This window comes from Pseudomonas sp. K2I15, assembly GCF_002204795.1.
Lineage (GTDB): Bacteria > Pseudomonadota > Gammaproteobacteria > Pseudomonadales > Pseudomonadaceae > Aquipseudomonas.
The window spans coordinates 34318-46717 of record NZ_NIXO01000027.1 but is presented as its reverse complement, the minus strand read 5'-3'; the positions used below and the strand labels follow the sequence as shown (position 1 = coordinate 46717).

The following is a 12400-nucleotide window of genomic DNA, read 5'->3' as shown; positions in this document are numbered from 1 at the left end:
CGGTTGAATCAGATCCGGAAACTGCCCACCAGTTGTTTCAATCGTGATGCCTGCTGTTCCAGGTCGGAACAGGCCCGCAAGGTTGATTGCAGGTTTTCTACACCTTCCTGATTGAGGGTGTTGATCTCGGTGATGTCCATGTTGATCGACTCCACCACGGAGGTCTGTTCCTCGGTAGCGGTGGCCACCGACTGATTCATCCCGTCAATTTCGCCGATGCGCAGGGTCACGCTGTTCAGGCGTTCGCCCGCCAGGTTGGCGATTTCCACACTGTCCTGGCTGTGGCGCTGGCTTTCACTCATGGTGCTGACCGACTCCCGGGCGCCGACTTGCAGCTCCTCGATCATCTTTTGCACCTGTTGCGCCGACTCCTGGGTGCGGTGTGCCAGGTTGCGCACCTCATCGGCCACGACCGCAAACCCGCGCCCGGCTTCCCCGGCCCGTGCGGCCTCAATCGCCGCGTTGAGGGCCAGCAGGTTGGTTTGCTGGGAAATGCTGGTGATCACTTCCAGAATCTGCCCGATGTTCACGGTCTTGCTGTTAAGCGCTTCGATATTGGTGCTGGAGGCGCTGATCATCTCGGACAATTGGGTCATCGCCTTGATGTTGCGCTCGACCACCTGCTGACCGTCTTCGGCCAGGTGCCGGGCATCGCTGGCCTGGTTGGAGGCTTGCGCGGCATTGCGGGCGATTTCCTGGGCGGCGGCCCCCAGTTCGTTGATGGCAGCGGCGACGCTGTTGGTACGGTTGGCCTGCTCGTCGGAATTGACCATTGAGGAGTTGGAGGCGCTGACCACGCGCAGCGCTACTTCATTGACCTGCTCGGTGGCCGAGGACACTTCGCGAATCGAGGTGTGAATCCGCTCCACGAAGCGATTGAACGCACTGCCAAGCACGCCGAATTCGTCATGGTTCTGGATGGTCAGGCGGCGAGTCAGGTCACCTTCGCCGTCGGCGATGTCTTCCATGGCGCGGGTCATGACGTGCAGTGGTTGTAGGAGGATGCGGATCAGCATGCCCAGCAGGGCGATGATGATGACCACGGCGATGATTGTGGCAATGATCGCCGAGGTACGGAATTCGCTGAGCATGGCGAAGGATTTGTCTTTATCCACCGACAGGCCAAGGTACCAGTTCACTGATGGCAGGCCTTTGATCGGGGTAAAGGTGACGATACGGGTTTTGCCGTTTACCTCGACTTCGCTGAAGTCGCTGCTGATCTTGGGCGTGTTGTTCGGATAGACGTCGGCCAGGGTTTTCATCACCAGGCTTTTGTCCGGGTGCACCAGCACTTTGCCGTCGGCGCTGACCAGGAAGGCATAACCCATGCCGCCGAAGTTCAGGGCGCCGATGTTGTCCACGAGCGTTTGCAGGCTCAGGTCGCCACCTACTACGCCGACACTCTGGCCCGCTTTGCTGCTGGGGGTGGCGATGGAGATGATCAACTGGCCGGTGGCCGCATCAATGTAGGGTTCGGTCAGGGTTGAGTCGTTGCTGCTCTGCGCGCCCTTGTACCAGGGGCGTACACGTGGGTCGAAGCCGTCGGGCATCTTGGTGTTGGGGCGGATGACGAAGCCGCCATTGCTGTCGCCAAGGTAGGTGGCCATGAATGAAGAGGTCAGGGCTTTCTGTTCCAGAAGGCTGGCGACGGTGCTGGATTCCGGGTTGATGGCGATGTTCTGTGCGGCACTTTCTATCAGCACAATGCGCCCGGTGAGCCAGGTCTGGATGTTGCTGGCAGTGACGTCGCCCATTTCATGCAGGTAATTGTTCAGGTCGTCGCGAATCGCATTGCGCTGCAAGTAATCGTTGTAGAGGGTAAACAACGCAAAAGCGGCAATGACGATAAGCGCGGCGGCAAGCAGGATTTTATGGCTGAAACGCAGATTTTTATTCATGGCTTGTGGCGTCCGCTATGGTCTTAATATCCGATGCGCGTCCTTTTGGGATGTGCAAAATGGCTGCGTCAAAAAAAGTGTGATATTTCCATCTGCTCCTGCAGGAATTATCCGGCCCATTTTTCTAAGACTTTTTGGGTCTCTCGCGTTAACTGTATCGACCATGCAGCGCTAAAGATTAACCATGGGTGACAAAATGCCTGACTCCTCGCAACTTATTATTGGTGCCGATCTTCAGGGCCAGCCGATCGCCCAGTCGATGCGCCTGGCCAACCGCCATGGCCTGATCGCGGGCGCCACCGGTACCGGCAAGACCGTCACGTTGCAGCGTCTGGCGGAAGCCTTCAGCGATGCGGGCGTGGCGGTATTCGCCGCCGATATCAAGGGCGACCTGTGTGGCCTGGGCGCTGCGGCCAGCCCTCAGGGCAAGGTTGCCGAGCGGATTGCCGGCATGCCTTTCCTTAATTACACGGCCAAGGCTTATCCGGTGACGTTGTGGGATATCCACGGCCAGTCCGGTCATCCATTGCGTACCACCATGAGTGAAATGGGCCCGCTGTTGCTCGGCAGCCTGTTGGAACTCACCGACAGCCAGCAATCGGCCCTTTACGCAGCCTTTAAGGTGGCCGACCGCGAAGGCCTGTTGCTGCTGGACCTCAAGGACCTCAAGGCGCTGCTCAATCATTTGCGCTACCACCCGGAGTTGCTGGGCGAAGACGCGGCCTTGATGACCACCGGTTCCAGCCAGGCCCTGTTGCGGCGCCTGGCGGTGCTGGAGCAGCAGGGCGCCGAAGCGTTGTTCGGCGAGCCGGCCCTGCAACTGGAAGATATTCTGCAACCGGCCAGTGACGGGCGCGGTCGCATACATCTATTGGACGCCAGCCGCCTGGTGCATGAAGCGCCGAAGGTCTACGCGACCTTCCTGCTCTGGCTGTTGGCCGAACTGTTCGAGCAATTGCCGGAACGCGGTGATGCCGAAAAACCGCTGCTGGCGCTGTTTTTCGATGAGGCGCACCTGCTGTTCGCCGACACCCCCAAGGCCCTGCAGGATCGCCTGGAACAAGTGGTGCGGTTGATTCGCTCGAAAGGCGTCGGCGTGTATTTCGTCACCCAGTCTCCGGGAGACCTGCCGGACACCGTGCTGGCGCAACTGGGCTTGCGCATCCAGCACGGGCTGCGGGCGTTCACCACTAAAGAACAGAAGTCCCTGCGGGCTGTGGCCGATGGCTTTCGCCCCAACCCGGCGTTTGATGCGCTGGCGGTGCTGACCGAGCTGGGTACCGGTGAGGCGTTGGTGGGAACCTTGCAGGAAAAGGGGACGCCTGAAGTAGTCCAACGCGTGCTGGTGGCGCCGCCGCAATCGCGGATCGGGCCGCTGAGCGAAGCCGAGCGGGCGGCGCTGATTGCCAGTTCGCCATTGCTGGGGCGCTATGACAAACCGGTTGATCGGGAATCGGCGTACGAAATATTGATGGCTCGCAAGGAGCTGGGCCCGCAACAGGAAGCGACGCCCGCTGCGCAAGAGCCGAGCTTCACCGACAAGGCCGGTGCGTTCCTTGGGACCACGGCTGGCAAGGCGCTGAAATCAGCCATGCAGCAGGCGGCCAATCAGATGGGCCGACAGTTGGTGCGTGGGCTATTGGGGTCGTTGTTGGGCGGCAGCAAGCGTAAGTAGGAGCGAGCTTGCTCGCGATGGACTTTAACGATGACGCGGGCAGCCTGGCTGATCGCGGTGTCTCTGAGTGCTTCGCGAGCAAGCTCGCTCCTACAGTTTGGGCTTGGCGTGAGCGGCCAGGCGCTCCAGCGCAGCGCGCAAGTTCGGATCGGTAATCCCGTCTGCAGTGGCCTGAATGGTTTCGGCGGCAATCTCCGACAAATCCATGGTATGCCCCACCGCACCTTGCTGCACGGTAGGGGGCTGCACTTTGAACTGGATGCGCGTCAGGCTGGCGAATTCGTCGAAGGCCATCAATTGGCGCTGCAAGCGTTTTTGCTGATAGCGCAAGCGCGTGGCCCAATGGCCGTCGGTGACGATCAGCAGCAGATTGCCTTCACGCCACGAGGCCACATGGCAGTGTTCGCGGGCGGCGGGTTGCAGTTGGCTTTCTACCAGGCGTTGCAGATGACCAAGGCGTTGCGCATGGCCGAAGATGGCTTTTAAAGGCTTGGCTTCGCGAAGCAACACGGCGGGAGCACGAGCCGTAAGAGGGCGAAATGCCATGACTAGACACCTTAAGTAACAGAGCGGCCATGGTAGCAGAAAGCGTCTGCGTCACCGCGGCCATTGCATTGCCGGCAGTTTATCCATTAAATCAACGAGTAACTTATTACCCGAATGGGTTGAAGTTCAGCAAAAAGCCCTTATTTTAAACAAGCCCTCTAAGAGCGCCGTGCCAGCATCGTGGAATAACGCCACTTTCCTCACCCACGTTTCCGGGTAGAATGCTCGTTCGCATGCGGCCGTGAGGGCTGCTCGGGCGACTCACGGGGCGCCCTCCATCCCTATGTGTGGAAGAACCTGCCGATATGTTTGCGCCTTTGTTAAAGAAACTTTTTGGAAGCAAGAATGAGCGCGAAGTTAAACGCATGCTCAAGACGGTGCAGCTGGTCAATGCCTTCGAAGAGCAGATGGTTGCCCTTTCGGACGAGCAATTGCGCGCCAAGACCGAAGAGTTCAAGGCCCGCATAGCCAAAGGTGAAACCCTCGACAAGCTGCTTCCCGAAGCCTTTGCGGTCGCCCGTGAAGCCGGTAAGCGTGTCATGGGCATGCGCCACTTCGACGTTCAGTTGATCGGCGGCATGACCTTGCATGAAGGCATGATTGCCGAAATGCGTACCGGTGAAGGCAAGACCCTGGTGGCAACCCTGGGCGTTTACCTCAACGCATTGTCCGGCAAGGGCGTGCACGTTGTGACGGTGAACGACTACCTGGCCCGCCGGGATGCCAACTGGATGCGTCCGCTGTATGAATTCCTCGGCCTGACCGTCGGCGTTGTCACGCCGTTCCAGCCGCCGGAAGAGAAGCGCGCCGCCTACGCTGCCGACATCACCTACGGTACCAACAACGAATTCGGTTTCGACTACCTGCGCGACAACATGGCGTTCAGCATGGAAGAAAAATTCCAACGCGAACTCAATTTTGCCGTGATCGACGAAGTCGACTCCATCCTGATCGACGAAGCCCGTACCCCGCTGATCATTTCCGGTCAGGCCGAGGACAGCTCGCGCCTGTACACCGAGATCAACAAGCTGATCCCGCGCCTTGAACAACACATTGAGGAAGTGGAAGGCGTGGTGACCAAAGAAGGTCACTTCACCATCGACGAGAAGACCCGTCAGGTCGAACTCAACGAAGCCGGTCACCAGTTCGTCGAAGACATGCTGACCCAGATCGGCCTGCTGGCTGAAGGCGAGAGCCTGTACTCGGCGCACAACCTGGGCCTGTTGACCCACGTGTATGCCGGCCTGCGCGCCCACAAGCTGTTCCATCGCAACGTCGAATACATCGTGCAGGACGGCCAGGTCGTACTGGTCGACGAACACACCGGTCGTACCATGCCGGGTCGCCGTCTGTCGGAAGGCCTGCACCAGGCGATCGAAGCCAAGGAAGTCCTGAACATCCAGGCTGAAAGCCAGACCCTGGCCTCGACCACCTTCCAGAACTACTTCCGTCTGTACAACAAACTGTCCGGCATGACCGGTACAGCCGACACCGAAGCGTTCGAATTCCACCAGATCTACGGTCTGTCGGTGATGGTTATCCCGCCGAACAAGCCGCTGGCGCGTAAAGACTTCAACGACCTGGTGTTCCTGACCGCCGACGAGAAATACGCTGCAATCGTTGCCGACATCAAGGAATGCATGACCCAGGGCCGTCCGGTGCTGGTGGGTACTGCCACCATCGAAACTTCCGAGCACATGTCCAGCTTGCTGAACAAGGAAGGCATCGAGCACAAGGTCCTCAACGCCAAGTTCCACGAAAAAGAAGCCGAGATCATCGCCCAGGCCGGTCGCCCAGGCGCACTGACCATCGCCACCAACATGGCCGGTCGTGGTACCGACATCCTGTTGGGCGGTAACTGGGAAGTGGAAGTGGCTTCCCTGGAAGATCCAACGCCTGAGCAGATCGCGCAGATCAAGGCCGACTGGCAGAAGCGTCACCAGCAAGTGCTGGAGTCCGGCGGCTTGCAGGTGATCGCTTCCGAGCGTCACGAATCGCGCCGTATCGACAACCAGCTGCGTGGTCGCGCCGGTCGTCAGGGTGATGCCGGTTCCAGCCGTTTCTACCTGTCCCTGGAAGACAGCCTGATGCGTATCTTCGCCTCGGATCGGGTGAAGAACTTCATGAAGGCCCTGGGCATGCAGTCCGGTGAAGCGATTGAACACCGCATGGTGACCAACGCCATCGAGAAGGCGCAGCGCAAGGTAGAAGGCCGCAACTTCGACATTCGTAAGCAACTGCTCGAGTTCGATGACGTCAACAACGAACAGCGTAAAGTGATTTATCACATGCGTAACACGTTGCTGGCTGCCGACAATATTGGTGAGACCATTGCCGATTTCCGCCAGGATGTACTGAACGCCACCGTCAGCGCGCACATTCCGCCACAATCGTTGCCTGAGCAGTGGGATGTTGCCGGCCTGGAAGCGGCGTTGAAGAGCGACTTCGGTGTCGACTTGCCGGTCCAGCAATGGCTCGACGAAGACGACCACCTGTACGAAGAAACCCTGCGCGAGAAGCTCATGACCGAGCTGCTGGCCGCCTACAACGAAAAAGAAGAGCAGGCGAGTGCCGAAGCACTGCGCACCTTCGAGAAGCAAATCGTACTGCGCGTGCTGGACGATCTGTGGAAAGACCACCTGTCGACCATGGATCACCTGCGTCACGGCATCCACTTGCGTGGCTATGCCCAGAAGAACCCGAAGCAGGAGTACAAGCGTGAGTCGTTCACGCTGTTCTCCGAGTTGCTGGATTCGATCAAGCGCGATTCGATTCGTGTGCTGTCCCACGTTCAGGTGCGTCGCGAAGACCCGATCGAGGAAGAGGCTCGCCTGCGTCAGGAAGCCGAAGCACTGGCTGCGCGCATGCAGTTCCAGCACGACGAAGCGCCTGGTCTTGAGGCTCCGCAAGAGTTGGGCGAAGAGGTCGATGTGGCCCTGGCCCAAGCCCCGGTGCGCAATGAGCAGAAGCTGGGTCGCAACGAGCTGTGCTGGTGCGGTTCGGGCAAGAAGTTCAAACACTGCCACGGCGAAATCAACTAAGATTTTCACCTGACGCTGCAACACCCCGCGCCGCGACCGGCATCAGCCGTCGCGGCGTTTTGCCATTTCATCACCGTCGATGGCGACGGGAAACACATCCACTATTTTTAGGAGCGCATTCATGGCTGTTGGTCTTGGTCCTTTGCCCACGTTGCACCCGGTTGCCGGTTTTGAACTCGGTATCGCTTCGGCCGGCATCAAACGCCCGGGGCGCAAGGATGTGGTGGTGATGCGCTGTGCCGAAGGCTCGACCGTCGCAGGTGTGTTCACCCTGAACGCGTTTTGCGCAGCGCCCGTGATTTTGGCCAAGCAGCGGGTTGAAGGCCCGGTGCGTTACCTGCTGACCAACACCGGCAATGCCAACGCCGGTACCGGCGAGCCAGGCCTGGCCGCCGCCGCCCGCACCTGCGCCAAGCTGGCGGAGCTGACCGGCGTTGATGCCAGCCAGGTGCTGCCGTACTCCACCGGCGTGATCGGTGAGCCGCTGCCGGTAGAGAAAATCGAAGGCGCGCTGCAAGCTGCACTGGATGACCTGTCGGTGGATAACTGGGCGGCTGCGGCCATCGGCATCATGACCACCGACACCCTGCCAAAAGGCGCGAGCCGCCAGTTTGTGCACGAAGGCGTGACCATCACCGTTACCGGCATCAGCAAAGGCGCCGGCATGATTCGCCCGAACATGGCGACCATGCTTGGCTATATCGCCACCGACGCCAAAGTCTCCCGCGACGTGCTGCAAAACCTGATGCTCGACGGCGCCAACAAGTCGTTCAACCGCATCACTATCGACGGCGACACCTCGACCAACGATTGCTGCATGTTGATTGCGACCGGCCAGGCCGACCTGCCGGAAATCACCTCGTCCAACGGCCCGTTGTTCGCGGCGTTGAAGCAGGCGGTGTTCGAAGTGTGCATGGACGTGGCCCAGGCCATCGTGCGTGACGGCGAAGGCGCCACCAAGTTTGTGACGGTTGAAGTCAACGGCGGCGGCAATCACCAGGAATGCCTGGACGTGGGCTACACCGTGGCCCACTCGCCGCTGATCAAGACTGCGCTGTTTGCCTCCGACCCGAACTGGGGCCGTATCCTGGCTGCGGTGGGGCGTGCCGGTGTGCCGAACCTGGACGTGAGCAAGATCGACGTGTTCCTCGGCGAAGTGTGCATTGCCAGCCGTGGCGCCCGTGCCGAGACGTACACCGAGGCCCAGGGTTCTGCGGTGATGCAGCAGGAAGAAATCACCATCCGTATCGAGTTGGGTCGCGGTGAGTGCAGCGAAACCATCTGGACCACTGACCTGTCCCACGAGTACGTGAAGATCAACGCGGAATACCGCACCTGATACGCAGGTAGGGCCGGTATCACTGTAGGAGCGAGCTTGCTCGCGAAAAACCAGAGGGCGCCCCGTTGAACCAGGAAGCCTGCGTTATCGTTAACGACTTTCGCGAGCAAGCTCGCTCCTACAGGTGGATTTACGTTTAGAGGAACAATGCGGTGAAACGAGTTCATGTAGCAGCAGCGGTCATTCGGGGTGTCGACGGCAGGATTCTGCTGGCGCGCCGTGCCGATACCCAGCATCAGGGCGGCCTCTGGGAGTTTCCCGGTGGCAAGGTGGAGGCCGATGAGTCGGTCGCGACCGCACTGTCCCGTGAATTGCAGGAGGAGTTGGGTATCCAGGTCACGGCGGCTCGCCCGTTGATCAAGGTGCAGCATGATTACCCGGACAAACAGGTGTTGCTGGATGTCTGGGAAGTCTCGGCCTTTACCGGCGAACCCCACGGTGCCGAAGGGCAGCCGCTTGAGTGGGTGGCTCCGCGGGACCTGCCGAACTACGAGTTTCCGGCGGCTAACGCGCCGATCGTTGCAGCGGCGCGTTTGCCGGCTGAATACCTGATCACGCCTGGTGAGCTGGAAACTCCAGTCGTACTGCGCGGCATTCAAAAAGCCATCGCTGGCGGCATCAAGCTGGTTCAGTTGCGTGCTCCCAACGGTTACGACCCCAAATACCGTGACCTGGCGGTGGACGCTGTCGGGCTGTGTGCGGGCAAGGCTCAGTTAATGCTCAAGGGGCCGTTTGAATGGCTGGGGGATTTTCCCGCAGCCGGCTGGCATATGACCTCGGCGCAACTGCGCAAGTACGCCAGCAAGGGGCGCCCTTTGCCCAAGGATCGGTGGTTGGCGGCGTCTTGCCACAATGCTGAGGAATTGGCGTTGGCAGAATTGATGGACGTGGATTTCGTCACGCTGTCGCCGGTGCAGCCGACCCAGACTCATCCTGATGCCCAGCCGTTGGGCTGGGAGCAGGCGCAGCAGTTGATCAGCGGGTTCAGCAGGCCGGTGTTCTTACTGGGTGGGGTTGGGCCTGCCGAGCGGGAAAAGGCCTGGGAAGCCGGGGCTCAAGGTGTGGCGGGGATTCGGGCGTTCTGGCCTGAGGTTTGAGGCATAACCTAGGCTTGTGGCCGGGGAGTGTCCTGTGGCGAGGGAGCTTGCTCCCGCTGGAGTGCGAAGCGCTCCCAAAATTTGGGTCTGCTGCGCAGCCCAGCGGGAGCAAGCTCCCTCGCCACAAGTTTCAGTCAGTCAGCATTAGTGCGGCTTCGCGGCCGCCTGCCACAAAATTTCCGCAACGCCCTGACGCTTGGCAATCACCCTGGCTGCCACAAACAGCAAGTCCGACAACCGGTTGATATACGCCAACCCCACGCCCTCCAGCGGTTCCACCGCATTCAGGTGCTGGCAGCGCCGCTCGGCACTGCGGGCCAGGCTGCGGCATACATGAGCCTGGGCAATCAACGCCGAACCACCCGGCAGAATGAAGTTTTCCAGCGGCCCGACCTCTTCATTCCAACGATCGATCGCAGCCTCAAGTCGGTCGACTTCCGCCGCATTCAGCGCTTTATACACCGGCATCGCCAACTCGCCGCCCAGATCAAACAGTCGATGCTGGCAAGGCGTCAGCACCTCGACCACATCCTTTAGCGCCGGATGCTGCCCGCTCTGTTCCTCCAGCCCCGCCAGCAACAAACCAAGTTGGCTGTTCAACGCATCAACTTCGCCAATCGCCTCCACCCGTGGATGGTCCTTGGGCACGCGGCGACCGTCGCCCAGGCCTGTTTCGCCCTTGTCACCGGTACGGGTGTAAATTTTCGACAGGCGAAAGCCCATGGGTTAGCGCTCCAGTTGAGTGAGTTCGTTGGGGGGCAGTTGGCTGCCGGCCAAGGGCAGGCGCAGGGTAAAGCAGGTGCCCTGGCCGAGGGTGGAATGCACTTCCATCTGCCCCTTGTGATTGTTGGTGATGATGAAATACGAAACCGATAACCCCAGCCCGGTGCCCTGGCCGATTTCCTTGGTGGTGAAGAACGGTTCGAAGGTGCGTTTACGCACGTTCTCGCTCATGCCGACGCCGTTGTCTTCCACCTGGATTTCCGCCCACGGCGGGTTGAGCCGGGTGCGCAGGATGATACGCCCGGGCTCGCTGTCATCTTCACGCTGGTGAATCGCCTGGGCGGCGTTTTTCAGCAGGTTGAGCAGTACTTGCTCCAGTTCGTTGGCGGTGCCGGGGACCGGGCCCAACTGTGGGTCGAACTGGCGAATGATCGCCTGGCCCTTGAAGTCGAAGCCGACGGTGAGGTCGAAATCGTTGCCGGCAATTTCCACCGCTTGGTCGATCAAGGCCGGTAAATCGCAGGGTGCCATCTGGCGGTTGCTGCGGCGGCTGAAGCTGAGCATATGGGTGACGATTTTCGCCGCCCGTGCGCCGGCTTGCTGGATGCCGTCGAGCAATTGCGGCACTTCGCGGCTTTGCAGGTAGCGGTTGACCGTGTCCAGGTCAATGCCGACCTGTTCGGCATGCTCGAGGTTTTTCGGTAGCTCGTTGGAGAGCCGGCGGCGGATGTTCTGCACGTTATGCAGGATCGCCCCCAGCGGGTTGTTGATTTCGTGGGCCATGCCGGCGGCGAGGCCACCGACCGAGAGCATCTTCTCTGACTGCACCATCATTTCTTCCAGGGACAGGCGCTGGGTGATGTCGTCGATCCGGATCACCACGCCGCGCCCCGCACCGCCCATCAGCGGGTAGAAAGTCAGGGCGTAGTGCTTGGGCTCGTCATCCTTGACCCAGGTCACCCGCTCAATCCGTTCCACAGTATGTTGCTCCACCGTGGCCTTGATTTGCGGCAGGAAAGGCTTGAGCGGCTGGAAGGCGAGGAAGATCGGCTGGTTCAGTGCCTCGTCCAGGCGGGTGCCGGAAAGTGCGGTGGCTTCCTGGTTCCACTGGGTGACGTACAGTTGTTCGTCCAGGGCGATCAGCGCCGAGGGCATCGAGTCGATGATGCTGTTGAGGTAATTCTGGAAGCCAGTGAGTTTTTTCTCGATCTTGCTGCGCACCTGGACTTCCAGCTCCAGCTTGCGGTTGGTGTGGCGGGTTTCTTCCGCCAGGCCCTGGGCTTGATCGTAGGCGGCCTGGGAATCATCCCGCGCGCGCTTGAGTTGCTGCTCGCGGGCTTCGATGCGCGAAAGCATGGTGTTGAAGGCTTCAGCCAGGCTGCCAATTTCGTCATGGTTGCCGCGACCGGCACGCAGGGCGTAGTTCTCTTCCCGCGTGACCTGGCGCGACAATTCTTCCAGTTCGTGGATCGGCCGGGTAATCAGGCGCTTGATCTGCCGGGCAATCACCAGCCACAGCAGCACGCTGAAAATCAGGATGCCGAGGCTCGCGGTGAAGGTCCCGGTGTAAAAGGCCACTGGCAGTTCGCTGCTGGCCACCAGCAGCAAATGCCCGGACGGCTGGCCTGCACGGGGAATGGTGATTACCTGATTGCTGCGAAACTCGGTGGCGCGCCAGGTTTCAATCTGCTGGTAACTGTCTGGCAGGTGCAGTCGATTGGCGTGTTGCAACTGGGCCAGACGCGTACCTTCGCCGTCATATAAGGCCGCGGCGCGTAATGGCGAGTAGCTGGTCAACTCATCCAGCAGGGTTTGCGCCTTGAGCGGTGAGTCCAGCGCTTCGGCGGAGAGCGACGGGTTGGACACCAGCCGACCGATGGCCTGCAAGGCCTGGGGCGCCATGCTTTCCTGGGAGATCCAGTAGGCGGCGCTGATAAAGGTCAGGTTGGCCACCAGCAACACGGTGGTCAATAACACCAGCAGGGCCGCCAGCAGTTTCTGCCCAACCGGTAGATTTTCGAGACGCTGGCGCAGTGGCATCAAGGTTTTCGCTACAAAGGAACAAGTAGTCAGGGTAGCGC

8 protein-coding genes and 1 pseudogene are annotated in these 12400 nt (G+C 60.2%); 4 read left to right on the top strand and 5 right to left on the bottom strand.

The features are described from left to right. Positions 1–8 precede the first annotated feature (8 nt). Both CEC48_RS32210 and CEC48_RS32205 read right to left on the bottom strand, forming a co-directional pair. Positions 9–773 (bottom strand): methyl-accepting chemotaxis protein, encoded by a 765-nt coding sequence (locus tag CEC48_RS32210; protein ID WP_371917769.1) that lies wholly within the window; start codon positions 771–773, stop codon positions 9–11. A 93-nt stretch (positions 774–866) separates the two neighbouring features. Continuing rightward, positions 867–1898: pseudogene (locus CEC48_RS32205) on the bottom strand (cache domain-containing protein); the annotation flags it as partial. Positions 1899–2094: 196 nt separating this feature from the next. On the opposite strand from CEC48_RS32205, the gene CEC48_RS17360 reads away from it, so the two are divergent. After that, complete coding sequence (locus tag CEC48_RS17360; RefSeq protein WP_088424880.1) at positions 2095–3573, top strand: helicase HerA-like domain-containing protein; 1479 nt, start codon at positions 2095–2097, stop codon at positions 3571–3573. A 90-nt stretch (positions 3574–3663) separates the two neighbouring features. Here CEC48_RS17360 and CEC48_RS17355 read toward each other — a convergent pair whose 3' ends face one another. Further along, the gene (locus CEC48_RS17355; RefSeq protein WP_088424850.1) at positions 3664–4119 is read right to left on the bottom strand and encodes a DUF721 domain-containing protein; all 456 of its coding nucleotides are present in this window, start codon (positions 4117–4119) and stop codon (positions 3664–3666) included. 305 nt (positions 4120–4424) lie between these two features. Between CEC48_RS17355 and secA the strand changes: the two genes are divergently transcribed. The 3 genes from secA to CEC48_RS17340 all read left to right on the top strand — a co-directional run bounded on the left by secA (position 4425) and on the right by CEC48_RS17340 (position 9596). After that, on the top strand, positions 4425–7160 hold the full coding sequence (gene secA, locus CEC48_RS17350; protein WP_088424849.1) for a preprotein translocase subunit SecA: 2736 nt from the start codon (positions 4425–4427) through the stop codon (positions 7158–7160). A gap of 121 nt (positions 7161–7281) precedes the next feature. After that, positions 7282–8499, top strand: coding sequence for a bifunctional glutamate N-acetyltransferase/amino-acid acetyltransferase ArgJ (gene argJ, locus CEC48_RS17345; protein WP_088424848.1), 1218 nt, complete (start codon positions 7282–7284; stop codon positions 8497–8499). A gap of 152 nt (positions 8500–8651) precedes the next feature. Continuing rightward, entirely contained in the window at positions 8652–9596 is a 945-nt protein-coding gene (locus CEC48_RS17340; protein WP_088424847.1) for a Nudix family hydrolase, read from the top strand. 144 nt (positions 9597–9740) lie between these two features. Here the strand turns inward: CEC48_RS17340 and CEC48_RS17330 are convergent, their stop codons facing one another. Continuing rightward, positions 9741–10319, bottom strand: a complete 579-nt coding sequence (locus CEC48_RS17330; RefSeq protein ID WP_088424845.1) for a cob(I)yrinic acid a,c-diamide adenosyltransferase — start codon at positions 10317–10319, stop codon at positions 9741–9743. A 3-nt stretch (positions 10320–10322) separates the two neighbouring features. Then, positions 10323–12359, bottom strand: a complete 2037-nt coding sequence (locus CEC48_RS17325) for an ATP-binding protein (RefSeq protein WP_088424844.1) — start codon at positions 12357–12359, stop codon at positions 10323–10325. Positions 12360–12400: the final 41 nt, after the last annotated feature.

Excerpts from the sequence above, each read along its gene's own strand:
- CEC48_RS32210 (WP_371917769.1), bottom strand. The coding sequence starts at position 773 with ATGGTCAATTCCGACGAGCAGGCCAACCGTACCAACAGCGTCGCCGCT.
- CEC48_RS17360 (WP_088424880.1), top strand. The coding sequence starts at position 2,095 with ATGCCTGACTCCTCGCAACTTATTATTGGTGCCGATCTTCAGGGCCAG.
- CEC48_RS17355 (WP_088424850.1), bottom strand. The coding sequence starts at position 4,119 with ATGGCATTTCGCCCTCTTACGGCTCGTGCTCCCGCCGTGTTGCTTCGC.
- secA (WP_088424849.1), top strand. The coding sequence starts at position 4,425 with ATGTTTGCGCCTTTGTTAAAGAAACTTTTTGGAAGCAAGAATGAGCGC.
- argJ (WP_088424848.1), top strand. The coding sequence starts at position 7,282 with ATGGCTGTTGGTCTTGGTCCTTTGCCCACGTTGCACCCGGTTGCCGGT.
- CEC48_RS17330 (WP_088424845.1), bottom strand. The coding sequence starts at position 10,319 with ATGGGCTTTCGCCTGTCGAAAATTTACACCCGTACCGGTGACAAGGGC.
- CEC48_RS17325 (WP_088424844.1), bottom strand. The coding sequence starts at position 12,359 with ATGCCACTGCGCCAGCGTCTCGAAAATCTACCGGTTGGGCAGAAACTG.